23 protein-coding genes are annotated in these 23887 nt (G+C 69.8%); 6 read left to right on the forward strand and 17 right to left on the reverse strand.

Features of this window, described 5'->3' with window-relative positions; all coding sequences use genetic code 11:
• Positions 1 to 117 precede the first annotated feature (117 nt).
• From ABDJ40_RS20870 to ABDJ40_RS20945, 16 genes are all read right to left on the reverse strand, one after another.
• Positions 118 to 897, reverse strand: a complete 780-nt coding sequence (locus ABDJ40_RS20870; RefSeq protein WP_347612546.1) for an SDR family oxidoreductase — start codon at positions 895 to 897, stop codon at positions 118 to 120.
• Between the two features lie 17 nt (positions 898 to 914).
• On the reverse strand, positions 915 to 1592 hold the full coding sequence (gene lptC / locus ABDJ40_RS20875; protein ID WP_347612548.1) for an LPS export ABC transporter periplasmic protein LptC: 678 nt from the start codon (positions 1590 to 1592) through the stop codon (positions 915 to 917).
• Positions 1593 to 1623: 31 nt separating this feature from the next.
• Positions 1624 to 2229: a KdsC family phosphatase gene (locus ABDJ40_RS20880; protein WP_347612550.1), complete on the reverse strand. Its 606-nt coding sequence runs from the start codon at positions 2227 to 2229 to the stop codon at positions 1624 to 1626.
• On the reverse strand, positions 2230 to 3216 hold the full coding sequence (locus ABDJ40_RS20885; protein WP_347612552.1) for a KpsF/GutQ family sugar-phosphate isomerase: 987 nt from the start codon (positions 3214 to 3216) through the stop codon (positions 2230 to 2232).
• 50 nt (positions 3217 to 3266) lie between these two features.
• Positions 3267 to 4031, reverse strand: a complete 765-nt coding sequence (locus ABDJ40_RS20890) for a hypothetical protein (RefSeq protein ID WP_269631150.1) — start codon at positions 4029 to 4031, stop codon at positions 3267 to 3269.
• A 33-nt stretch (positions 4032 to 4064) separates the two neighbouring features.
• The gene (locus ABDJ40_RS20895; protein WP_347612553.1) at positions 4065 to 4280 is read right to left on the reverse strand and encodes a hypothetical protein; all 216 of its coding nucleotides are present in this window, start codon (positions 4278 to 4280) and stop codon (positions 4065 to 4067) included.
• Positions 4281 to 4410: 130 nt separating this feature from the next.
• A complete protein-coding gene (locus tag ABDJ40_RS20900) occupies positions 4411 to 5682 on the reverse strand; it encodes a Glu/Leu/Phe/Val family dehydrogenase (RefSeq protein WP_269631153.1) in 1272 nt (423 codons plus the stop codon).
• Positions 5683 to 5910: 228 nt separating this feature from the next.
• On the reverse strand, positions 5911 to 6849 hold the full coding sequence (locus tag ABDJ40_RS20905; RefSeq protein ID WP_347612555.1) for a hypothetical protein: 939 nt from the start codon (positions 6847 to 6849) through the stop codon (positions 5911 to 5913).
• A 185-nt stretch (positions 6850 to 7034) separates the two neighbouring features.
• The gene (locus ABDJ40_RS20910; protein WP_347612556.1) at positions 7035 to 8249 is read right to left on the reverse strand and encodes an ABC transporter permease; all 1215 of its coding nucleotides are present in this window, start codon (positions 8247 to 8249) and stop codon (positions 7035 to 7037) included.
• Positions 8246 to 8965 (reverse strand): ABC transporter ATP-binding protein, encoded by a 720-nt coding sequence (locus tag ABDJ40_RS20915; RefSeq protein WP_347612557.1) that lies wholly within the window; start codon positions 8963 to 8965, stop codon positions 8246 to 8248. The genes ABDJ40_RS20910 and ABDJ40_RS20915 overlap by 4 nt, the downstream gene beginning before the upstream one ends.
• A gap of 14 nt (positions 8966 to 8979) precedes the next feature.
• Complete coding sequence (locus tag ABDJ40_RS20920; protein WP_347612558.1) at positions 8980 to 10176, reverse strand: efflux RND transporter periplasmic adaptor subunit; 1197 nt, start codon at positions 10174 to 10176, stop codon at positions 8980 to 8982.
• A 24-nt stretch (positions 10177 to 10200) separates the two neighbouring features.
• Positions 10201 to 10962, reverse strand: coding sequence for a hypothetical protein (locus ABDJ40_RS20925; RefSeq protein WP_347612559.1), 762 nt, complete (start codon positions 10960 to 10962; stop codon positions 10201 to 10203).
• Positions 10963 to 10964: 2 nt separating this feature from the next.
• Complete coding sequence (locus ABDJ40_RS20930; protein ID WP_347612561.1) at positions 10965 to 12335, reverse strand: radical SAM/SPASM domain-containing protein; 1371 nt, start codon at positions 12333 to 12335, stop codon at positions 10965 to 10967.
• 2 nt (positions 12336 to 12337) lie between these two features.
• Positions 12338 to 13492: an LpxL/LpxP family acyltransferase gene (locus tag ABDJ40_RS20935; protein WP_347612562.1), complete on the reverse strand. Its 1155-nt coding sequence runs from the start codon at positions 13490 to 13492 to the stop codon at positions 12338 to 12340.
• A complete protein-coding gene (locus tag ABDJ40_RS20940) occupies positions 13464 to 14636 on the reverse strand; it encodes a zinc metalloprotease (protein ID WP_347612563.1) in 1173 nt (390 codons plus the stop codon). The genes ABDJ40_RS20935 and ABDJ40_RS20940 overlap by 29 nt, the downstream gene beginning before the upstream one ends.
• Positions 14637 to 14750: 114 nt before the next feature.
• Positions 14751 to 14909 carry a hypothetical protein gene (locus ABDJ40_RS20945; protein ID WP_347612565.1) on the reverse strand — a complete coding sequence of 53 codons (159 nt, stop codon included), beginning with the start codon at positions 14907 to 14909 and terminating at the stop codon, positions 14751 to 14753.
• 292 nt (positions 14910 to 15201) lie between these two features.
• Here ABDJ40_RS20945 and ABDJ40_RS20950 point away from each other — a divergent pair, with 292 nt between their 5' ends.
• Positions 15202 to 17196: a monovalent cation:proton antiporter family protein gene (locus ABDJ40_RS20950; RefSeq protein ID WP_347612567.1), complete on the forward strand. Its 1995-nt coding sequence runs from the start codon at positions 15202 to 15204 to the stop codon at positions 17194 to 17196.
• On the opposite strand, the gene ABDJ40_RS20955 is transcribed toward ABDJ40_RS20950, so the two are convergent.
• Complete coding sequence (locus ABDJ40_RS20955; RefSeq protein WP_347612570.1) at positions 17182 to 19179, reverse strand: acyltransferase family protein; 1998 nt, start codon at positions 19177 to 19179, stop codon at positions 17182 to 17184. The genes ABDJ40_RS20950 and ABDJ40_RS20955 overlap by 15 nt on opposite strands.
• 70 nt (positions 19180 to 19249) lie before the next feature.
• Here ABDJ40_RS20955 and ABDJ40_RS20960 point away from each other — a divergent pair, with 70 nt between their 5' ends.
• The 5 genes from ABDJ40_RS20960 to ABDJ40_RS20980 all read left to right on the forward strand — a co-directional run bounded on the left by ABDJ40_RS20960 (position 19250) and on the right by ABDJ40_RS20980 (position 23865).
• Positions 19250 to 20014: a histidine phosphatase family protein gene (locus ABDJ40_RS20960; RefSeq protein ID WP_347612571.1), complete on the forward strand. Its 765-nt coding sequence runs from the start codon at positions 19250 to 19252 to the stop codon at positions 20012 to 20014.
• Positions 20011 to 20322 carry an EthD family reductase gene (locus ABDJ40_RS20965; protein ID WP_347612572.1) on the forward strand — a complete coding sequence of 104 codons (312 nt, stop codon included), beginning with the start codon at positions 20011 to 20013 and terminating at the stop codon, positions 20320 to 20322. Before ABDJ40_RS20960 ends, ABDJ40_RS20965 begins: the two co-directional genes overlap by 4 nt.
• Positions 20323 to 20350: 28 nt before the next feature.
• A complete protein-coding gene (locus ABDJ40_RS20970) occupies positions 20351 to 21613 on the forward strand; it encodes an acyl-CoA dehydrogenase family protein (RefSeq protein ID WP_347612573.1) in 1263 nt (420 codons plus the stop codon).
• Positions 21614 to 21728: 115 nt separating this feature from the next.
• On the forward strand, positions 21729 to 23282 hold the full coding sequence (locus tag ABDJ40_RS20975; protein ID WP_347612574.1) for a sensor domain-containing diguanylate cyclase: 1554 nt from the start codon (positions 21729 to 21731) through the stop codon (positions 23280 to 23282).
• A 37-nt stretch (positions 23283 to 23319) separates the two neighbouring features.
• Positions 23320 to 23865: an adenine phosphoribosyltransferase gene (locus ABDJ40_RS20980; protein WP_347612576.1), complete on the forward strand. Its 546-nt coding sequence runs from the start codon at positions 23320 to 23322 to the stop codon at positions 23863 to 23865.
• The last annotated feature ends 22 nt before the right edge of the window (positions 23866 to 23887 follow it).

Here is a 23887-nt window from a genome sequence, read left to right on the forward strand (position 1 = left end):
TGGACGCGAGGCTCCCGTGCCCGTCGGGATTCCATTCGGGCGCGCGGAGTGTAGGGAGCCGGTGTGCGGCTCGCACGCAAAGGCGTGCGCAGTCAGGGGATGCTTGTGGCGCCGGGCTTACTCGCCCTCTCGGTGTTTACGCGGACGCCCCGCCAGCAGCCGGTCATACAGGGCATTGGGCAGCAGGCGCAGAACCCGCGCCACCATGCCCATCTGCCAGGGAATGACGCGGAATCCATGCCCGGCCTGGATGCTGCGATAGGCTGCTCTGGCAAAGCTTTCAGCAGACATCAGGAAAGGCATGTGATAGCGATTGCGCCGGGTCAGCGGCGTGTCGATGTAGCCCGGTGCGATGGTGGTGACGCGCACGCCGAATGGGCGGCATTCGCCCCGCAGGCTCTCGCAGTAGCTGATCACTGCGGCCTTGCTGGAGCAGTAGGCCGCATGCCCCGGCAGGCCTCGGATGCCGGCCACGCTGGCGATGCCCACCAGGCTGCCGCTGCGCCGCGCATTCATGGGCGCGATGAAGGGATGGAAGGTGGCGGCCAGGCCGATGTTGTTGGTCGCGTAGAGGCGCTGCATCACGGCCAGGTCCTCGTAGATGGCGCTGTCCATGCCCACCGAGATGCCGGCATTGGCGATCACCACATCCGGCAGACCCTGCTCGGCAATGCAGTGGCGGCCGGCCTCGACGATGGACTCGACCTGGCTCACGTCCGCACAGTAGACGCGCCAGCGTGCGGCCTCCAGTCCCTGCTCCCGGGCCCAGCGCGCCATCTCCTCGGTGCGGCGGGCCACGAGGGCCAGGCGCCAGCCCTGCCGGTAGAACTCGAGGGCCATGGCCTGGCCCAGGCCGCTGGAGGCGCCGGTGATGTAGACGAGGGGGGCTTGGTTCATGGCAGGTCGGGCAGGGCTCAGGGCCTCTTGCGCCGCGGCAGGTAGCTGGCCGTGCTGCGGCCATGGAACTGCAGCTGGCCGCTGAGGTTGTCGTATTCGAAGGACTGCACGCTGAAGCTGCCCTGGCCGGTGCGCAGGGTCACCGGCAGGTGGGAGCTCATCAGCTCGCGCGGCGGATTGAGCTGCAGGAACTCGCCGCTGATCTCCAGCTGCGCAGGCAGGTTTTCCGGCTGGGCCTGGGCATAGCGGCGCACCAGCACGTCGCCTTGCAGGCGGATCTCGCTGGCGTCGGCATTGCTCAGAGCCTGGCGGGCCTGGGCGACGGTCAGCGTGCCGTCCTTGCCCAGGGCGCGCAGCTCGATGCCGTCGATCTCCAGGGTGTCGGTGTCCGGGTAGTGGCGCATCTCGCGGCCGCGGACTTGCAGGGCCAGCGTGCCGTCGGGCTTGAAGCGCTGCAGCTCGAAGCCCTGCATCTGGTAGTCGGGCTCATGGCGCAGCACGCGCTGGGCGCTGCCGTCCTCGGGCAGGGGCGTGCTCTTGACCAGCCACCAGGTGAAGGCCGCCAGCAGGGCCAGGATCAACAGGGGCAGGTAGGTGCCGACCAGGTTCTGCAGGCGCCACAGCAGCGGCGGCGCCTCGCGACGGCGTGCGGGCCCGGGCGGCGGCGCCAGGGGCGTGCTGCTCGTGGCGCTCATGGGCGAGCCTTCGACCCGTGGGCGGCACGGCTCATGCGGGGTGACCTCCGTCCAGCGTGCTCAGATGCCCGTGCAGCAGGCCGGCGTAGCGGCCCTTGGCCATCAGCAGCAGGTCACAGCACTCGCGGGCGGCACCGTGGCCGCCGGGGGCGCGGGTCACGTGATGGGCGATGGCCAGCACCTCGGCATGCGCCTGTGCCGGTGCGCAGGCAAAGGCGGCGCGACACATGAGGGGCAGGTCGGGCCAGTCGTCGCCCATGGCGGCCACCTGGCTCCAGTCGAGCCCCAGCTGGGCCAGCAGGGGCTCGGCGACGGCCAGCTTGTCCTTGGCGCCGTAGACCGCATGCTTGAGGCCCAGGTCCGCCACGCGGCGGCGCACGGCGGGCGAATCACGGCCGGTGATGATGAGGGGGGTGATGCCGCCCTGGTCCAGCAGCTTGAGGCCGTGGCCGTCCAGGGTGGAGAAGGCCTTGAAGCTCTCGCCCGCCTCGCCGATGTAGATGCGGCCGTCGGTCAGCACGCCGTCGACGTCGAAGATGGCGGCCCTGATCCCCAGGTTCGGGCCCAGGCCCGAGCCCTGCGCCTTCAGCAGCAGTTCGGGCGGGAAGCTCAGGGCGGGGGTGGTGATGGCGCGCATTCAGATCACCTTCGCGCTCATCAGGTCGTTGATGTGCACGGCGCCGATCAGGCGCTCTTCCTCGGTGACCAGGACCACGGTGATGCGGGCGGCTTCCATCAGGTCGGCCGCATCCACGGCGAGGTCATCAGCGCGCACGCTCTTGGGATTCAGTGACATCACCTCGCCCGCGCGCAGGCTGCGCAGGTCCGTGCCGCGCTCGATGAGGCGGCGCAGGTCGCCGTCGGTGAAGACGCCCTGCACGATCTCGGCCTCGTCGACCACGATGGCCAGGCCCATGCCCTTGGCGGACATCTCGCGCATCATGTCGGTAAAGGGCGTGTCCGGCTCGACGCGGGGCAGGGCCTCGCCGCTGCGCATGAGGTCGCGCACATGGGTCAGCAGCTTGCGGCCCAGGGCACCGCCCGGGTGCGAGCGGGCGAAGTCCTCGGGGCGGAAACCGCGGGCATCGAGCAGGGCCACGGCCAGGGCGTCGCCCAGGGCCATCTGCGCCGTCGTGGATGCCGTGGGCGCCAGGTTCAGGGGGCAGGCCTCGACGGCCACGCGGCTGTCCAGCACCAGGCTGGCGTGGCGTGCCAGGCTGGACTCGGCCCGGCCGGTCATCGCGATGATGCAGACGCCCAGGCGCTTGAGCACCGGCAGCACGGCATTGAGCTCGTCGCTCTCGCCCGAGTTCGACAGCGCCAGCACGACGTCCTGCGGGGTCACCATGCCCAGGTCGCCATGGCTGGCCTCGCCGGGGTGCACGAACATCGCGGGGGTGCCGGTGGAGGCCAGGGTGGCGGCGATCTTTCGGCCCACATGGCCGCTCTTGCCCATGCCCATCACGACCACCCGGCCCCTGCAGGCCAGCACGGCCTGGACGGACTGCGCAAAGCTCTCGCCCAGGCGGGGCAGCATGTCGGTCAGGGCCTGGGCCTCGATCTGCAGGGCCTGGCGGGCCATCTCGATGGCTCGCGCCGCGTCGTAGGACTGGGGGGCATTCATGGGCGGCAGTGTAACAACCGGGGCTGCCCGGCCAGGGCCTGGCGAGGGCTTCAGGCGGCCTGCTCGGCCAGCTTGATGTACTCGACGTTGAGGGTGATCAGCTCGCTGTAGCGCAGCACGAAGTAGTCGCCGTCAACCACGTAGAAGCGGTCGGTGAAGAGCAGCGGGCTGCCGTCATCGTCGGCCGGGACGGGCTTGTCGGCGGCCAGGGGGCGGCGCATCACCGCGCGCAGCACCAAGCGGTCGAGCTTGCCTTCGGGGTCGAGGAAGTAGTCGCTCAGCAGGCCGGTGTAGAGGTAGCCCTCGCCGGCGACGTTCACGATGGCGCTGACGGCGATGAGGTCAGGCGCCTCGTCGCGAGGGAAGTCGGCGCCCGTCAGCAGGTAGTACCAGGGGGCGCCGGAGAAGCGCAGCCAGGGGCTGAGGCGGGAGTGCTGGCTGTCCAGACGCCAGCGGCTGATCAGGCGGCGCAGTGCCGTGGGCATCAGGTAGGCGAAGAGCAGCAGGCTGCCGAGGTAGGCGGTGATGGGGCCGGCCATGGCGGCGATGGCCTCCACGGACTGGGCCTGGCGGACGTTGTCCGAGCCCAGCAGCCGCAGCAGCACCTCGGGCCGGGGCTCGTAGGCCGTCAGCAGCCAGGCCAGGCCGCACCACAGCAGGTGCAGGGCCAGGGCCCAGAGCAGGGCTTCGCTGACGATCTGTCCGAAGGGGGAGTAGTCCAGCGACTGCCGCTCGATGCGCTTGATGCGCGAGCGGGCGATGAAGCCGGGCAGGAGCAGGGCGAAGACGGCCAGGGTCGGCAGCGCGAAATTCATGCCCGCAGGAAACGGTGCCCAGGGTGCCGGCGCTCAGGCGGCGCGCGGAACGACGATGGGGGTGAGCTTGCGGGTGCGGCCGCCATCGGCCTTGAGCTCGATGACGGTGGCCAGCGGGGCCTCGGCGGCCGGAGCGTCCGACGGGGACTGGGCTGCCTGCGCGGCGATGGCGGACTTGCGCGCCAGGTAGTGCCGCAGCTGGCCCTTGGCCTGCGGGTCGGCCAGCACGGCCTTGGCGAGAGGGCTCATCAGCGCTTTCATGCCCGGGATGATGCCACAGCGGCTCCGGGGCCGGGCATGAAAAAGGCCCGCCGGCGGTCGCATCGGCGGGCCTGGGATGCAGGCCGCCGGGGCAGCCTGGATCACAAGGATCTGCGGATCAGGGGTAGAGACCGCGCTCTTCGCGGGCCTGCAGCACGCGGGTGCAGGCCACGGTGAAGGCGGCGGTGCGCAGCGAGATCTTGTGCTTCTCGCTGGTCTCCCAGATGCCCTTGAAGGCGCCGATCATGATCTGGTCCAGGCGGACGTTGATCTCGTCCTCGGTCCAGAAGAAGCTGGAGAAGTCCTGCACCCACTCGAAGTAGGACACGGTCACGCCGCCGGCATTGGCGATCACGTCCGGCACCACGATGATGCCGCGGTCGGCCAGCACGGCGTCGCCGTCCGGGGTGGTCGGGCCGTTGGCGCCTTCCAGCACGATGCGGGTCGAGAGGCGCTGGGCGCGCTCGGCGCTGATCTGGCCTTCCAGGGCCGCGGGGATCAGCACGTCGGTCTTGACGTCCCAGAAGTTCTCGTTGTCGATCTTGTCGGCGCCCTTGAAGCCGCCCACGCCGCCGGTCTTGGCCACGTGGTCCAGCAGGTCGGCCATGTCCATGCCCTTTTCATTCAGGATGGTGCCGGTGTGGTCCTGCACGGCGACGATCTTGGCGCCGTTGGCGGCGAACATCTTCGCGGCCACGGAGCCCACGTTGCCGAAGCCCTGCACGGCGATGCGGGCGCCTTCCATGGGCACGTTCAGGCGGCGCATGGCTTCACGGCCGATCACGAACACGCCGCGGCCGGTGGCGGCCACGCGGCCCAGCGAGCCACCCAGGGGGATGGGCTTGCCGGTCACGACGCCGGTGGCGGTGGCACCGACGTTCATGGAGTACGTGTCCATCATCCAGGCCATGATCTGGCCGTTGGTGTTCACGTCAGGGGCCGGGATGTCCTGCTGCGGGCCGATGATGATGCCGATCTCGCTGGTGTAGCGGCGCGTCACTTTCTCGAGTTCCTTCAGGGACAGGGTCTTGGGATCCAGGCGGATGCCGCCCTTGGCGCCGCCGTAGGGCAGGTTCACCGCGGCGTTCTTGACCGTCATCCAGGCCGACAGGGCCATCACTTCTTCCAGCGTGACGTCCGGGTGGTAGCGCACGCCGCCCTTGCCGGGGCCGCGGGTCAGGCTGTGCTGCACGCGGTAGCCCTCGTAGTGGGCGATGGTGCCGTTGTCCAGCTCGATGGGGATGTCGACGATCAGCGCGCGCTTGGGGCGGCGCAGGGTCTCGACCCAGCGGGCCAGGTGGCCCAGATAGGGTTCCACGGCATCGATCTGCGACAGGTAGGTGCCCCAGGGGCTGTTGCGCGTGGGCGAAACAAAGGAGAGGTTGGGCATGTAATGCTCCGTAATCTTTGGCGTGGCGCGAACGGTATCGCGAACCAGGATCGCGCGGCCAGTGATTCCAAAGCCGAGTGCACATGCGCCTATGCGGCGAACGCATAGGTGGTGGAAGTTTGCGCCGAATGGCCTGTTCGCGCAAATTTTTGCTCAATCCGCCCCTGGTAGTTACCCATACCGCTCTGCTACCAGGGCTGCTGCGAAACCTGGCCGCCCGCCGGAAGCTCAGCCGCCGGCCGCCTGGAGCTGCTGACGGCGCAGGCGGACCAGGGCGTCGACGACGGCCTGGGCGCGCTGTTCGTCGGCGGGCGAGAGCTGCAGATCGGCGAAGCGGACGGGTGGGTGCAGGCCGGCCGGCAGTTGCGCGAAGGCCTGCGAGGTCTGGACCCCCGCCTGCCGGTAGGTGGCCGTCTCCTCGGCCGTTTGGAGCAAGTGCCGGAAAGCCGAGCGGGCGCTGTACTCGGGCGTAACGAGCAGCAGGGCGCTCGCCTTGCGCAGCACGTTCATATCCGCGGCGGTGAGGCCGAGGCTGTCCGGCCGGTCTGCCAGCAGGGCCTTGCCCAGGGCAACGAAATCCTGGCCGGCGAGGGCCCAGCGGCCCAATTGCCGGGCGCTGTCGCCGGAGGGGTCCAACTGTTCCTCATAGGCCCAGTAGACAGCATCTGGAAGCCCCTGGCCGGCGGCCAGCAGCACCAGCTGCGTCATCAACGCCGGGCCCGTGGCACCAGCGGTCTGGCAGAAGGCGTCGACCCGGGCGCGCTCCGCCGGGTCGGTGTCGGGCAGCAGCTGGGCCAGTTGGGCGTGCAGCCCGCGCCGTTCATAGTCGGCCCGCAGTTCCTTGAAATACTGGCACCGGGATATTTCCCGCGCCACCTCGAACGCCCGGCCTGCCTGGCCGGCTTGCAGGGCGAGCTGGGCCTCCGTCTGCAGGCCGCCAGGAAGCCGGCGAACGAGGTCGGCGTGAAGGCGTGGGGTGCCACTGGTCGGCGCCGGAGCAGGGCTGGCGGGCGTGGCCGGTCTGGGGCCGGGCTGCCGGGCCACCGGCATCGGATCCGGGTTGCGGTCTTTCCGCACGGCCGGGGCCGGCCGGCCCGGGCGGGCGGACTCCGGCGCATCGGCGAGCCGGGCCAGCTCGGCTCGCCCCACGGACAGGAGCAGGGTCATGCTGCCGGCGCCCATCGCCAGCAGGGCGAGGACCGTCAGGAGCAGGCGAAGGGGCGTCATCACCGTGTGAACGTGTCTGGAGGGCCAGGACCGAAGGCGCACCGTCCCCGGTGCGCCCGCTGCGGCGGCGAGTCTAGTGAGACTGGCGCCTCGGCGCTGCTGTCAGGCCTGACAGCAGCGAGCCCTCAATCCTGCCGCAGGCATTCGATCGGCAGCAGCTTCGAGGCGCGGCGCGCGGGGTAGTAGCCGAAGAACAGGCCCACCAGGCTGGCGAAGCCCACGGCCACGATCACATGCTGGGTCGAGAGGCTCACCACGACCTTGTCCAGCGCGTTGATGCCCAGGGCGCCCAGCGCGGCCAGGCCCAGGCCGATGAGGCCGCCGATCAGGCACAGCACCACGGACTCGCCCAGGAACTGCCACAGCACGTCCCGCGGCTTGGCGCCGATGGCCATGCGGATGCCGATCTCGCGCACCCGCTCCGAGACGCTCACCAGCATGATGTTCATGATGCCGATGCCGCCCACCAGCAGCGAGATTGCGCCGATCACGCCCAGGCCCACCGAGAGGCCGCGGGCGATGGCGCTGCCGGTCTCGGCGATGCTGGCGAGGTCGGTGATCGCGAAGTCGTCCTTCTTGTCGCCGGTGATGTGGTGGCGGTCGCGCAGCAGCTCCTCGGCGTCCTGGCGGGCATCGTCCATCTGGCTGGCGCTGCGGGCCTGCAGGCTGATGTAGTGGACCAGGCCCGGGCGGGCCAGGCGCAGGGGCATGGCGCTGATGGGCACCAGCACCAGCTCGCCCAGCTCGGTGCCATCCAGGGTGCGGCCCTTGCCGGCCATCACGCCGATGATGGTGAAGGGCTGGCCGTCCAGGCGCAGGACCTGGCCCAGGGGGTCGCGGTCGGCGTAGTACTTGCGGGCCAGCAGGGAGCCGATCACCACCACGCGGTTGGCGGACTGCACATCGCGCTCGTCCAGGGCCACGCCACGGTCGATCTGCCAGTTGCGCAGCTCCATCATCGCGGGGGTCACGCCCAGCACCGTCTGGTTGCTGTTGGCGTCGCCATAGTGCAGCTGGAAGAAGCCCTGCAGCGCCGGGGCGGCGCCGCGCAGGCTCGGCAGCTGGGCCAGGGCGCGGGCGTCGTCCACGGTGAGGTTGGGCACCTCGCCGGCGCGCCGGCGCACGCCGCCGTCCACCGGCGTGCCGGGCTGGACGATCAGCTGGTTGCTGCCCAGCACCGACAGCTCCTTGGCGATGAAGGCGCGCACGGAGTCGCCCACGCTGAGCATCAGCAGCACCGAGGCGATGCCGATCACCACGCCCAGCATGGTCAGCGCGCTGCGCAGGCGGTTGCCGTTGAGGGCGCGGAGGGCTTCGATGAAGATCTGCAAGGGGCTCATGCGTAGGCCTGTTCTTCAGGGCGCCCGTCGAAGGCGATCAGTCCGTCCTTGAGCCGCACCAGGCGCTTGGCCTTCAGGGCGACATCCGGCTCGTGCGTGACCAGCACGATGGTCAGTCCCGCCTCGCGGTTGAGGGTGTCGAAGACTTCCAGCACCTCGGCGGTGGTCTGGGTGTCGAGGTTGCCGGTGGGCTCGTCGGCCAGCAGCAGGGGCGCCTCGTTGCCCAGCGCGCGGGCGATGGCCACACGCTGCTGCTGGCCGCCGCTGAGCTGGTTGGGCATGCGCGAGGCCATGGCGCCCAGGCCGACCTGGTCCAGCATGTGACGGGCGCGCTCGCGGGCCTCGCCGCGCTTGCGCCCGGCATAGATCATGGGCAGGGCCACGTTCTCCAGCACGTTCATGCGCTTGAGCAGGTTGAAGCTCTGGAAGACGAAGCCGATCTGCTCGTTGCGCACGGCGGCATGCTGCGTGCTGCTGAGGCCGCTGACGTCCTGGCCCTGCAGGGTGTAGCAACCGTCGTCGCTGCGGTCCAGCAGGCCCATCAGGTTCATCAGCGTGCTCTTGCCGGAGCCGCTGGAGCCCATCAGGGCCACGTAGTCGCCGGGCTGCACGTCGAGGTCGATGCCGTGCAGCACCGGCGTCTGCACGTCGCCCGTGCGGTAGCTCTTGCGGATGCCGCGCATGCTCAGCACGGGCGGGCGCTGCGGGGGAGTCATGGCCGGGGCGAGCATCACGCGCCCTCGCGGCTGTCGGCCTTGGCGCGGCGGATCACCACGGTGTCGCCCGGCTTCAGGTCGCCGCTGAGCAGCTCGGTGTAGCGGGTGTTGGAGATGCCGATGGTGACCTCACGAGCCTCCAGCTTGCGGTTCGCGCCCTCGGTGTAGACCTTGAACACGCGGTCGCCGCCGCGCAGGCTGCTGAGCACGCCGTCATCGGTGGAGGTGGCGCTGGCCGTCGCTTCGGCAGGGGCCTTCTTGCCACCCTTGCCCGGCAGCTCGTCGTCATTGGGCTTGAAGCGCAGGGCGGCCGTGGGCAGGCGCAGGGCCTTGGGGCTGCTGGCCACGACGATGCGGGTCTGCGCCGTCATGCCCGGCTTGAGCAGGCCCTCGGGGTTCGACACGTTGACGATCACCGTGTAGGTCACCACACCCTGGGTGTTGGTGGGGTTGAGGCGGAACTGCTGCACGCTGCCCTCGAACTCGCGCGACGGGAAGGCATCGACCAGGAAGCGCACCTTCTGGCCCTCGCGGATCTGGCCCACGTCGGCCTCGCTGACATTGGCCTGGATCACCATCTCGTTGAGGTCGCGGGCGATCAGGAAGAGCTCGGGCGTCTGAAAGCTGGCGGCCACGGTCTGGCCGACGTCGATGCTGCGCTTGATGACCACGCCATCCACGGGGGCGCGGATGATGCTGTTGTTGAGGTCGGTGCGGGCTGCATCCAGCTGGGCGCGGGCGAGTTCGCGATCAGCGCGCGCGGCCTCGGCCTCGCGCAGGCTCTGGTCGCGCTGCGGCGTGGAGATGAACCCCTGGGCCGCCAGCGCCTCGTTGCGGCGCAGCGTGCCTTCGGCAAAGGCCAGGCGGGCTTCGGCAGAGGCCAGCTGCGCGCGGGCCTGGCGCTCGCGGGCTTCGAAGTTGGCCGAGTCCAGACGGGCCAGCACCTGACCCTTGACGACCTTGTCATTGAAGTCGACCAGGCGCTGCGCCACGGTGCCGCTGACGGGCGTGCCCACGGTAACGGTGGAGACCGGCTGCAGGCTGCCATTGGCCATGATGACCTGGGTGATGGCGCCCTCATCGATCTGCGCGGACTTGAAGGGCGAGGGTCGGGTGTTGCTCGAGGCCTGGCTGTTCCAGGCCCAGCCGGCGAGCACGGCACTGGTGATCACGCTGCCCAGCACGACCCAGCGGCGACGGTTCTTCAGCATTTTCATCTCCTTGGGGTTTCGGGCTCAGAGCAGGCGGAAGCCGATCAGGGCGACGGCGTGCTCGGGCAGGGTGAGGCGGACCTTGTCGTCCCAGGCGGCATCGGCCTTGATGCTGGCGCAGTAGAGGATGCGGCCGGTGGTCTGGCTGTGCTCCTTGAGCTTGTTGTCCAGCCGCAGGGTGGCCAGCTCGGTGCCGTCGGCGGCACGGGCCTGGATGGCCTGGTCTTCCTTGGTGGAGCAGACGTCGAAGCTGGCGTCCGAGCGCGAGAGCAGCCGCCACTTGAAGGGGAAGCGCTCGCGGTAGACGGCCTGGTACTCGCGCAGCACCTGGCGCACCCAGCCCATGTCGGAGGCGGGGCCGGCCAGCTGCGGGACCAGGGCGAAGTTGCCCACGCCCCAGGCGCCGTCGACGCGGTTGACGGTGAGGTCGGCCTGCTTGACGTCCACCGGCAGGTCATGCGGCACGACGTAGAGCTCGCCGAGGGTCGGCGAGATGGCCACGTCCTTGTCCTCGTCGTAGACGCTGACGCGCAGGGGCGTGCTCTTGTCGCGGCTGAAGAGGCGCATGCCCTGGCGGATGTGGCCGTGGCTGAGCTCGTGGATGGGGCGCACCGTGCTGGCCCAGGTGGCGTAGGGCATGACCGAGCTGCGCTTGCCGGCAATCTCGACGGCGTCCAGGCTGGCGGCGGGCTCGGTCTCGATGCTGGCGGGCGCGGCATGCGCCAGCAGGGCGCAGGACAGCAGCACGGTGCACAGCAGGCGGCGGGGCAGGGGGGAGGTGTCCATGTTCACAGGCTCCTGTTGACGAGACGGCCCTGGCGGTTCAGGCGGACCATCTCCAAGGTGAGGCGGGATTCGATGTTGTGCTTGATGGAGGGGCAGGGCGAGATGCCGTCCGTCCAGTGCTTGGGGCACTTGCCGCCGCAGATGGGCAGGATGCGGCAGCTGTGGCAGGGCACCTCGCCGGCCTGGATGCGGTCGTTCCAGTCGGCGAAGGGGCGCGGCCGGGCGACGGGTGCGGGAGGCTGGCGCACATCGTCCAGGCGGTAGAAACGCACCTCCTTGTAGGCCGGCACCTGCGAGATCTCGGTGCAGTTGAAGGCCTCGCCGTAGGGGTCGATGAGCTCGGCCTCTTCGCGCACGCTCATGCAGACGATGGGCTTGAGCGCCTTGGGCAGCAGGCTGGGCGCCTGGCCGGCCTCGATCAGGCGGGCCATCAGCTCCAGCTCGAACTCGGCATAGCGCTGCTGGCTCAACGAGCCCAGGTGGGCGTCATTGCCCCAGCTGTGGACCGGCGCGGTGTAGAAGCGGAAGTGGCGCAGCAGGTCATGCTCGCGCAGCACCTCGACCAGGGCCAGCGTGCCCTCGTGGTTGCGGGTGTCCACGTTGCAGCGGATGAAGACGGAGGCGCCGCAGCCGGCAAGTCGCGGATCCGCGGCAATGCCGCGCAGGTTGTTGAGGATGGTGTCGAAGGAGGGCCGGCCGTCCTTGGTGACACGGCGGCGGTCGTGGTACTCGCGGGCGCCGTCCAGGGTGATGTCGAAGGCCATCACGCGGTGCTGCTCCACCAGCTCGAAGAAGAGCTTGGGGGTGAGGGCCACGCCGTTGGTGGCCATCTGCGCGCTGTAGTCCAGCTGGTGCTCGCGGGCCAGGGCCTGCAGGCGCGGCGTCAGGCTGCGGATGGAGGCCAGGCCCAGCAGCGGCTCGGCGCCGAACCAGCCGATCTGCAGGCGCTGGTAGCCCTGGCGGCGGGCCAGCTTCTGTTCCGCGCGGCGCATCACGCCCTGCATGACCTCGTCGTCCATGCGCTTGTTCTCGTGCTGCTGGCCGCAGTAGTCGCAGCCCAGCTGGCAGTTGGCGGAGGGCGAGATGCCGAGGTAGAGCATGTCGTCGTCCCGGATGGCCGCCTTGTTGTGGGCGATCACCAGGGCCTGCTCGTCCTCGCTTTCGGGCACGAGGATCTTGTGCTCCAGCAGGGACTGGCGCAGCGCCTCGGGCAGGGCCTCGCAATGGCCTTGCTGGACCTGGGTCCAGTCCTCGTCGCTGACCAGCGCGGAGCGGGCGCTGCGCGTCGAATAGACCATGCGGAAGGCGCGGCGGCCGACGGCAGGGCTGATCGCCAGGTAGCGGCTGACGCGCAGGGCAGGAGTGGTGCTCATGGTCATTGGGCCACCAGCAGTTCGCTGGCGAAGATTTGTTGCAGGGATTGCGGGTCCTTGAAGAGCTGGCTCAGCCATTGGCCCGGGATGCCCTCGCGGCTGCCGCGCAGGCGGTCCATCCAGCCGGCATAGGCGGGTGGCACGCGCTTGAGCTCGTCCGTCTGCGCATCCAGCAGCAGGCCCTGGGCCGGCTCGTAGAGGTGGTAGCGGTCCTCGTTGAAGCGGTAGAGGCGCTGCGGCTCGAAGGCGTTCATGCGGCGCTGCTGGGCCCGGGTGCGGTAGCTGTACCAGCCCATCTCCCACTGCCGGGCATGGTGGACGGTCCGGTCCTCGAAGCGGGTCCACAGCTGCTGCAGGGCCAGGCGGGCGAAGTCGTCGCGCGAGCCTTGGGGCGGAATGGGCTCGCCGATCTCGGCGCTGACCGTGCCGTCGGCCTCGCGCCAGGACAGCATGGGCACCAGCGGCAGGCCCAGCTTGTGCGCCAGATAGGCCGCGCCCATGCGGGCCAGGATCTCGCGGCCGGCGAAGCGGATGGGCACGGCGTGGCGCTCCTCGTCGGCCGCGTTCATCTGGCCACGCTGGCCGCGCTGGCCGTCGATGCAGATGTAGAGGCTGCGCCCTTCGCGCAAGGCCCGCATCATCTGCATCAGGGCGCTGCTGCCGTCGCTGCTGATCACGCTCAGCTCGGCCTGCCACAGCTGGCGTTCGCGGCCCTGGTGGTTCATCTGCACCATCGCCCCGCCATGGTCCTGGGCCATGCCCGGGCCGGCCACGATGGCCATGGGGATGCCACGACGCAGCAGCAGCACGGGCTGGATGGCCCAGGCGCCCAAGTGGTAGGAGCAGTAGATGGCGGGACCGGCGGCGGGGCGGCCGCGCTGCAGGTTCAGCAGGCCGGCGGTCTCCAGGTCGCAGATGCTGCCGAACTCGAACTTCTTCATCTCGCGATGGCGGAAGTTGTCCCGGTACTGCTGGCGGCTCTGGCCATGGGCCTGCTGCGGGAAGAAGTATTCGTTGGCGATCTGGAAGCGCAGCCAGTCCAGGCGCAGGGGGCCCGAGGCGTCCAGGTCCAGGGCCGCGGCGAGGTCGCCGGCATCAAAGAAGGCCTTCTGATGCGCTTCCCTCAGCTCATGTAGTTTGGAATCTGCTTTTGACATGGGTATAGGCTCTCAGCAGGAAGGGGCGGGTGAAGATGAAGAGGACGACCAGGCTGATGGCGGAGGACACCAGCAGGCGGGGGTGCTCCAGGGCGAGAAACTCCCAACTGTGATGAACAAGAATCTCCAGGGTCTGGCTGAAATTGCGGTAACTGGAATTCAGCAGGCCGTAGCAGACAAAGCCGAGGAAGGAGTAATTGCAGACGGCGTAGACGGCGATGAACCATTCGGTGCCGCTGATGGCGGCTTTCTCCCGCAGTTTGCGGTAGACGATCCAGCACATGCCGCCGGCACGCTGGTACAGGTCGTGCAGGCCCAGGAAATCAGCCAGCAGCCAATAGCCGTCATTGCGGATGAAGGGAATCAGCACGAACAGGGCCGTGGCCAGGTTCGATTTGAAGGCCAGGCTGAGCCAGGCCTGGGTATGGCCCTCGGTCAGCGCGATGCCGATATAGAGAATCACCGACGCCAGCAACTGGAAGTAGATACCACCCAGATTCACCACGAATCTCGAATGGCGGTCCACCAGCCAGGCATTGCTGACATTGGCGAAGAAGACGGGGAATATCAGGTAGAAACCGAAGCCGATCTCGTGCGGCGGTTGCCCTACATGGCGCATGCCGGCAGCATGGCCCAGCTCGTGAAAGAGCAGCACGGCCAGCACGCAGAGGTAGCCCATCAGCAGGTCGCGGCCGCTCAGGTCCAGGCTGCGCAGCTGCGTGCCGCCCACCTGGTGGAAGAGGAACAGGTCGCCCAGGACCAGCAGGGCCAGCAGGCAGACGGTCCAGACCACGGGGCGGCGGACGAGCAGGGCCAGGTGGACGGACAGGCGCTGCACCAGCGAGGCGGGCAGCACGGTGACGGAGGCCTGGATGTAGGAGGTGCTGGCGCGTTCGGGGGCCAGGCGTGCGACCTGGTCCAGCAGTTCGGCCTTGAAGGAGGGACGGGATTCGGGGGCGATGCCCCAGCGCTCCATCAGGCGCTCGCTGCCGGCATCCACGCCGTCTTGCTGGAGGACACCCAGGGCCTCGTACATGCGGGGCTGGATCCGGAAGTGGCGGCCATTGAATGCGGCCTGGTAGGCACCATCGACGACCTTGACCTGCACCTGGGCGATCAGGTTTGAAATATCAAGGGTACTCATGATGGTCAAGGTTCCAGGAAAAATGGGGCGGGATGCACTGTCGTCATGGGCATGGCCGGCATGCATCCCGCAGCCTGAGAATCACCCGAGGTGAATCCCAGGCCTCGGGCCGGATTACTCGGCGGACGGCTCTGCTTCGCCCTTGCTGGGCGAGCAGATGAAGTTCTCGATGTCGACGATGGCCAGGTCGGGGGTGGCGTTGACCATTTCGAAACGCTGGTCCAGTTCGACGGTGGCCAGTTCTTCCTTCAGGGTGGCGATCTTGTTGTCCATGATGTTTCCTTTTGAATTGAGGTAGGATTTGAAATAGGCTTTTTGAGCCTGGGTTCCGGACGCCGGATATTCCCGGTGTCATGGCTTCTTGAAATTAGAGGCGACCTTCTTCTGCAGCTTTCCGGTTGCTTTCTGATATTCGTTCAGCGCATGGGTTGAACTCTAAAGATGACCCCGCCGGGTGGCTACTAACAAAAGTGGTAGGTGCAGGCTGGCGGCGGACGCTGCAGGCAGGGGCGGCGCCTGCGGGGTTTCGCGCAGAGGTCGGCAGGGCAGGCATTACCATGGCCGCATGAGTTCGCTGGACCTTGCCTTGCTGTATCTGGTGGCCGCCGTACTGGGCGTGGTCGCCTGCCGATCCCTCAAGCTGCCGCCCATGCTGGGCTACCTGACCGTGGGGGTGCTGATCGGCCCCAACGCCATGGCGCTGTCGGGGGAATCGGAAGGCGTGCGCTACCTGGCCGAGTTCGGCGTGGTCTTCCTGATGTTCGTGATTGGGCTGGAGTTCAACCTGCCCAAGCTGCGCAGCATGCGCGCCCTTGTCTTCGGCCTGGGTCTGCTGCAGGTGCTCATCACCATCCTGGGCACCATCGTCGGCAATGTGCTGCTGGACCATCTTTTCGACTGGCTGGGCATCCGCTGGGACCTGGGCTGGGAGGGCGCCCTGGTGCTGGGCGCGGCCATGGCCATGAGCTCCACCGCCATCGTCGTGAAGCTGATGGCCGAGCGCCTGGAGCTGGAGAGCGAGCATGGCCGCCGCGTGATGGGCGTGCTGCTGTTCCAGGACCTGGCCGTGGTGCCGCTGCTGGTGCTGATCCCCGCGCTCAAGAGCGATGGCGGCACCATGGCCGTCTCCCTGGCCTGGGCGGGCCTCAAGGCGGTCGCCGTGCTGGCCGTGCTGCTGGCCGGCGGCCAGAAGGCCATGCGCTGGTGGCTGACCCTGGTGGCGCGGCGCAAGAGCGAGGAGCTCTTCATGCTCAACCTGCTGCTCGTGACCCTGGGCCTGGCCTGGGTGACCGAGCACGCCGGACTCTCGCTCGCGCTGGGCGCCTTCGTGGCCGGCATGCTGATCGCCGAGACCGAATACAAGCACCAGGTGGAGACCGACATCCGGCCCTTTCACGACGTGCTGCTGGGCCTGTTCTTCATCACCATCGGCATGAAGCTGGACTGGCGCCCGGTGGTGGCGCAGTGGCCGCTGGTCGTGCTGCTGACCCTGCTGCCGCTGGCGGCCAAGGCCACGCTGATCGCGGTGCTCGCCAAGCTCTTTCGCGCGCCCACGGGCGTGGCCATCCGCACCGGCCTGTACCTGGCGCAGGCGGGCGAGTTCGGCTTCGTGCTGCTGAGCCTGGGCGCGCAGCACCAGCTGATCGCGCCGCAGTGGGTGAGCCCGGTGCTGGCCTCCATGGTCATCTCCATGCTGGCCACGCCGCTGATCGTGATGTACAGCAACCGCATCGTGATGAAGCTCTCGTCCAGCGACTGGCTGCTGCAGTCGGTGCAGCTCACCACCATCGCCAAGAAGTCCATCAAGGCCGATGCCCACGTGATCATCTGCGGCTACGGCCGCAGCGGCCAGAACCTGGCCCGGCTGCTGGAGACCGAGCACATCCCCTACATGGCCCTGGACCTCGACCCCGACCGCGTGCGCCAGGCCGCGGCCGCGGGCCAGAGCGTGGTCTTCGGCGACGCCGCCAAGGTGCAGAGCCTGATGGCCGCCGGCCTGGCCCGCGCCAGCGCCGTGGTGATCAGCTACCACGACACCCCCTCGGCGCTGAAGATCCTCCAGCTGGTGCGCGAGCACGCCGCTCATGTGCCGGTGGTGGTGCGCACCATCGACGACAGCGACCTGGAAAAGCTGCGCGCCGCCGGCGCCACCGAGGTGGTGCCCGAGGCCATCGAGGGCTCGCTGATGCTGGCCAGCCATGCGCTGGCGCTGGTGGGCGTGCCCATGCGTCGCGTGATCCGCCTGACGCGCGACGCCCGCGATGCCCGCTACGGCCTGCTGCGTGGCTACTTCCATGGCGCCGACGACGACAGCGCCGAGGAGCGCGATCAGGCCCGCCTGCGTCCCGTCACCCTGCCGGTGGCCTCGCCCTATGCCGGCGAGCCGCTCGGTGACCTGGTTCTGGAGGCCATTGGCGTGCAGGTGGTCTCGGTGCGGCGCGCCAGCGGCGCGGTGCGGCCGGCCCAGGACGGCCTGGAGCTGCAGGGCGGCGACACCCTGGTGCTGTCCGGCACGCCCGAGGCCCTGGCCCTGGCCGAGGAGAAGCTACTGCGCAGCTGAGGCCGCCGGCCAGGCCAGCCGGGGCAGCAGCCAGGCCGATCCGGCCTCGCTGAGATGGCCCTGGTCGCGGTAGAGCATCACCTCGTCCCGCATCACGTCGCAGCGGCCGTTCCGGCACAGCAGCGGCTCGAAGCGCAGCACCGGCAGCACGCCCTCTGCCTGCGTCAGCCAGGCCTGGACCGCGGTGTCGCTGGCGTCGCGGTGCGCGCCGTCGATGCGGCAATCCGGCGTGGCGCCCAGGGTCCATCGGCCCAGGGCCCGGCGCTCCAGGCAGGCCGCCACATTGAAGGCGGCCCGCGGCGGCGGCGCGACCAGCACCACCTGCCGGCCCAGGGCCCGCAGGCGCTGCGCGGTGCGACGCAGATCGTCCAGCAGGGCCTGGCGCAGCCCGGCTTCGTCCAGGGCCTGCCCGGACAGCTCGCCCTGCGGCGTCAGCCGGCGCGGGCTGTACTGGCGCGTATCCAGGTACTGGGTCAGCAGGCTGGACAGCACCACCGTCCTGACCTCCGGATGCCGTACCAGCCAGTCCAGCACGGACTCGTTGAAGGCCCGGCACTGGGCGATCCAGCGCGGCGCGAAGGTGGCGCCCGGCGCCGCCTCGGGCTTGTAGGGTGCAAGGTCCGGGAAGGGGCCGCAGGAGGACTTGGTGGCCTGGATGAGGCCCGGTGCGCCCTGCCTCTCCAGGTAGGAGGCAAGACCTGGCACCAGGTGCATGGCATAGGAGTCGCCCCACACCATCCACCGGGGCTGCCTGCCTTGCTGGCATTCCGGGCGCGGGGCGTAGGGGCGCTCGGCATCGCAGTGGGCGGAGAAGCCGTAGTTGGGCCGGGTGAGCCGGGCGAAGTCATGCCCCTCGGGCGCCTGCACCCAGCGCTGGGTGAGCACGGGCAGCAGGGCCAGGGACAGGCTGCCGGCGATCAAGGCGACCCATCCCGGTGTTCCCCGCAGCCCGGCCTTGCCGGGCAGCTCCACCCAGCGGTGCAGCAGCCAGGCCAGGGGCAGGGCGGTGGCCAGCGCAGCGAGGCGCCAGGCCATCAGCTCGGGTGGGGCATCCCGGCCGGTCCCGACCCAGGCGTTGTGCACCGCCGCCATCAGCGGCCAGTGCACGAGGTACAGCGAATAGCTGCGATCCCCCAGCCAGACCAGGGGCCGCAGGCCGCGCGGCGCGGGGTGATGGCCGGCCGGATGCTGCACCAGCAAGGCCGTGGCCAGGCAGGCGCACAGGGCCAGCGGCCCGGGATGCGGCCAGCCGGGCAGCTCCAGCAGGGGCAGCACCAGCAGGACGATCGCGGCCGCGACGCGCAAGCCGGCGGGCACCGCCCAGGGCCGCGGCCGCAGTGCCATCAGGGAGCCCAGCCCCAGCTCCCAGGCGCGGCTGGGCAGGGCATAGAAGGCCAGGTTCGCGTCGCGCATGAGCCAGTAGCCGCACAGCGCCAGGCTGGCCAGGCCCAGCGCTCCCACCGCGAGGCGACGCCAGCGCGGCGGGCTCAGCCACAGCAGGGCCGGCAGCAGCAGGTAGTACTGCTCCTCCAGCGACAGCGACCAGAAGTGCAGCAGCGGCTTGAGCTCCGCCGCGCCCTGGAAGTAGCCGCTCTGCTGCCACAGCACCCAGTTGCTGGCGAAGAGCAGGGCGGCGCGGGCCTGCGCGGCCAGGTCCAGCTGCTCGCGGGCATTCTGCAGCCAGGGGCTGGCCAGCAGGGTCAGCGCCAGCGTGACGTAGGCCGCGGGCAGCAGGCGGCGGGCGCGGCGGGCGTAGAAGTCCAGGAAGCTGAAGCGGCCGGCCAGGAGGGCGCGTTGCACCAGGCCCGTGATCAGGTAGCCGGAGATCACGAAGAAGATGTCCACGCCCAGGTAGCCGCCGGCAATGCCGGGCAGCTGGGCATGGTGCAGCAGCACCCAGGCGACGGCGAGGCCGCGCAGGGCCTGGATGTCCCAGCGCAGGGGCTCGGCTGTCGCCAAGGAGACGGAGTGGGGGGGCGTCATGTCGCGCCGCATTGTCGGGCCTGCCGCCTGCGCGACAGCCGGGCCTGCCGCGCTGGGCCACACTGCGCGCATGTCCCACGCCCCGAGTCCTCCAGGCCGACGCCGGCGCCTCTACCTGATGCGCCACGGCGAGGTCTGCTACTTCGATGCGGCCAGCGGCCGCCCGGTGCTGCCCGAGCAGGTGAGCCTCACGGCCCATGGCCAGGCCCAGGCCCGCGCGGCCGGCGCCTACCTGCGCGAGCAGGGTGTTCGACTGGACCGCGCCATCACCTCGGGCCTGCCGCGCACTGCCCAGACGGCGGCCCTGGTGCTGCAGGCCTCCGGCCACGAGGCGCTGCGGCCCGAGGCGTGGCCTGAGTGGGAGGAGATCCGCGGCGGCCGGCTGTCGGCCATCGCGCCGTCCGAGTTGCGGCAGGCCTTCTGCGGGCTGCACCAGGGGCAGGTGCCCGAGGACCAGCGCTTCCTGGCCGGGGAGTCCGTGGGGGAGTTCCTGGACCGCGTCCTGCCGGCCCTGCAGCGCCTGCGCGCCGATCCGCACTGGGACAGCGCCCTGCTGGTGCTGCACGGCGTGGTCAATGCCGCCCTGCTGTCCCACGCCCTCAGCGCAGGGCAGCGCCTGCTGTACGGCAGCCTCATGCAGAGCCCGGCCTGCCTCAATGTGATCGACGTCGGCGAGGCGCCCGGCGACTGGGTGCTGCGCGCCCTGAACATCGCGCCACTGGATGGCCTGCGGCACGAGGACCGTCTGACCACCATGGAGCACCTGCTGGCGCAGTACCAGCACTACCTGGCTCTGCGCCGTGCGCGGGAGCCCTCGACCAGGGAACAACCATGATCCGCGTGATGGGCCTCTACCACTGGGCCGACGGCGCCCGCTTTGACGCTGCCGTCTATGCCGGCGAACATGCCGCCCTGAGCCGCCGCCTGCTGACGCCCCTGGGCCTGCAGCGCCTGGAGCTGGCCCGCTTCCTGGGGGGCGCTGCGCCCCGGCCCGGCGAGCTGATCGCCGCCACCTTTGCCGACTTCCCCGACCTCGCCAGCGCGCAGGCCGCGCTGGCGGCAGCCGGTCCGGAGCTGGCTGCTCATGTGAGTCGTTATTCAAGCATTCAGCCGCAGATCCGCCTGTGCGAGCTGCTGACCTGAGCCTTCCCGTCTTACCCAAGGACCCGCCATGAACTTCGACTACAGCCCCAAGGTCCAGGCCTACCGCGAGCGCCTGCTGGCCTTCTTCGATCAGCACATCTATCCCAACGAGCGCCGCTTCCACGAGGAGGTGGAGGCCAACCGCCGCGCCGGCAATGCCTGGGTGCCCACCCGGCTCATCGAGGAACTCAAGCCCCTGGCCCGCGCCGCCGGGCTGTGGAACCTCTTCCTGCCGCAGTCGGACCGTGCGCCGGAAGGGCTGTCCAACCTCGAGTACGCGCCGCTGTGCGAGATCATGGGCCGGGTGTCCTGGGCGCCGGAGGTCTTCAACTGCTCCGCGCCCGATACCGGCAATATGGAGACCATCGAGCGCTACGGCAGCGAGGCCCAGAAGGACTGCTGGCTGGAGCCCCTGCTGCGCGGCGAGATCCGCTCGGCCTTCCTGATGACCGAGCCCGAGGTGGCGTCCTCCGATGCCACCAACATCCAGTGCCGCATCGAGCGCCAGGGCGACGAGTACGTGATCAACGGCACCAAGTGGTGGTCCAGCGGCGCCGGCGATCCGCGCTGTGCCCTCTACATCGTGATGGGCAAGACCAATCCGGACGCCGGCCGCCACGAGCAGCAGTCCATGGTGCTGGTGCCGGCCGATGCGCCGGGCGTCACCGTCAAGCGCGCCCTGCCGGTCTTCGGCTATGACGACGCGCCGCACGGCCACATGGAGATCGAGCTGAAGAACGTGCGCGTGCCCGTTTCCAGCATCCTGCTGGGCGAGGGCCGCGGCTTCGAGATCGCCCAGGGTCGCCTGGGCCCGGGGCGCATCCACCACTGCATGCGCTCCATCGGTGCGGCCGAGCGGGCGCTGGAGCTGATGTGCCAGCGCGCCGTCGCCCGCGTGGCCTTCGGCAAGACGCTGGCGCAGCAGACGGTGACGCAGGAGCGCATTGCCGAGGCCCGCTGCCTGATCGAGCAGTCGCGCCTGCTGACGCTCAAGGCCGCCTACATGATGGACACCGTGGGCAACAAGGTCGCCAAGGCCGAGATCGCGATGATCAAGATCGTGGCGCCGAACATGGCGTTGAAGGTCATCGACTGGGCCATCCAGGTCCATGGCGGCATGGGCGTCTCCGATGACACCCCGCTGGCCATGATGTGGGCCCATCAGCGCACGCTGCGCTTTGCGGACGGCCCCGACGAGGTGCACCGCAATGCCTTGGCCAAGCTGGAGCTGGCCCGGCACATGAAGCTCCCCTCAGACAAGGTGTCGATGCCGGTGACGCGCGGCGCCTGAGGCCGCTCCCCCTAAGGTTGGGGGCCTGGACGGGGCTTGCCCATCTGGGCAGAGGCAGGGCTTGTCCCTAGGATGCCGGCTTTGCCCGGCCTGCCGCTTCGGCCCCTCCAGCCCCATGACCCCCCGCCCTGCCACCGTCCCCCCGCGCCGCCACCCACGGATGCGCTGGCATGCCGCCCTGCGCGGCACACAGGACCTGCTGCTGCGCAAGGGCATGGCCGTGCTGCTGCTGGCCTGCCTGCTGCTGCAGCTGGGCTGCTTCGTGGGCGGCCTGCGCGCGCAGGCCCTGGGCGAGCCGGTGCTGGGCTGGGCCATCGCCGGCATGGCGCCCGGACTGCTGGCCGCCGTGCTGGGCCTGCTGATGCTGGCCCAGGGGCGCCACCAGATCCAGCGCGCCTACGACCAGCTGGAGGAGGCCATCGATGCGCTGCCCGCCAGCGTCGAGATCTTCGATGCCGACGACCGCCTGGTCGCCTACAACCGCAAGCTGATCGAGATCTACCCGCACATGTGGGGCGCCTTCGACCGCGGCGCCAGCTTCCAGGAGATGGCGCGGGCCTCGGCCTACAGCGGCGGTGTGCCCGAGGCGCGGGGCCGCGAGGAAGCCTGGCTCGCCGAACGCCTGGCCCAGCGCGGCCAGCAGGTCGAGCCCCTGCTGCAGCGCGTGCATGACAACAAGTGGCTGCGCATCCACGAGCAGCGCACGGCCTCGGGCGGCATCGTGGGCGTGCGGCTGGATGTCAGCGACCTGGTCCAGGAGCAGCAGCGTCTGGCCGCGAGCCAGGCCCATCTGCAGGCCGTGATCCAGGCCGCGCGCAATGCCATCATCACCCTGGACACCGATGGCCACATGCTCGAAGTGAACCCCGCCTGCGAGGCCCTGTTCGGCTACACGGCCGGCGAGCTGCAGGGCGCGCACCTGGGCATGGTGCTGGACAGCGGCGAGCGCGGCGAGTCCCGCCTGCAGCCCCAGCTGCTGCTGGGCCGCCAGCACGAGCTCAACGGCCGCCACCGCGGCGGCACCGTCCTCGCCCTGCAGCTCAATGTGGCCGAGGTGAAGACGGCCACCACCCATCTCTTCGTCTGCATCATCGCGGACTTCACCGAGCGCAAGCGCCAGGAGCTGCGCCTGCGCCAGGCCAACGAGCTGCTGGCCCGCCAGACCACGACCGATGGCCTCACCCGCGTCGGCAACCGCCGCCTCTTCGACGAGCTGCTGCGCCAGGCCTGGCAGCGCAGCCAGCAGCAGCAGCAGCCGCTGTCCCTCCTGCTGCTGGATATCGACCATTTCAAGCAGTACAACGACTGCCACGGCCACGTGGCCGGCGACGACTGCCTGCGCCGCGTGGCCAGCCTGCTGCAGTCCTGCGTGGCCGAAGCCGTGCTGTGCCGCTACGGCGGCGAGGAGTTCGCGGTGCTGCTGGAGGAGGTGGACGCCAGCGAGGCCCGCCAGGTCGCCCAGCGCTGCCTGGACAGCCTGCGCCTGGCGGCCATCCCCCACGGCGCCAGCCCCCTGCGCGGCGGCGTGACCCTCAGCATCGGCCACGCCACGCGCGTGGCCCAGGCCGGTGAGGACGGCGGCCTGCTGGTCGAGCTGGCGGACGCGGCGCTGTATGCGGCCAAGCGCAACGGGCGGGCGCGGCTGGTGAGCGACAGTCGCTGCGCCTGAGCCCGCCGCGCCGGGTGGCGGCGGCACAATCCGGCCCATGAGCCACAGCGACCTCGACTTCATCCGCCAGCAGATCCGCACCGTGCCCGACTGGCCCAGCGCGGGCGTGCAGTTCCGGGACATCACGCCCCTGCTGTCCAGCCCCAAGGCCTTCCGGGTGCTGATCGACCAGTTCGTGCACCGCTATTTCGATGCCCGCCCCACGGCCATCGCCGGCCTGGATGCGCGCGGCTTCATCATCGGCTCGGTGCTGGCCTATGAGCTCAACATCGGCTTCGTGCCCATCCGCAAGAAGGGCAAGCTGCCCTTCACCACGGTGCAGGAGAGCTACGAGCTGGAGTACGGCAGCGCCACGGTGGAGATCCACACCGATGCCGTGGGCCCGCAGGACCGCGTGGTGCTGATCGACGACCTCATCGCCACCGGGGGCACCATGCTCGCCGGCCTGCGCCTGCTGCAGCGCCTGGGCGCCGAGGTGATCGAGGGCGCGGCCATCGTGGACCTCCCGGAGCTGGGCGGCTCCGACCGCATCCGCGCGGCCGGCCTGCCCCTGCACACGCTGGTGAGCTTCGAGGGGCACTGAGCACCCCCGGGCGGCGGCACAG

Origin of the sequence: Roseateles flavus, assembly GCF_039872765.1 — a bacterium.
Classification (GTDB): Bacteria; Pseudomonadota; Gammaproteobacteria; order Burkholderiales; family Burkholderiaceae_C; genus Roseateles_B; species Roseateles_B flavus.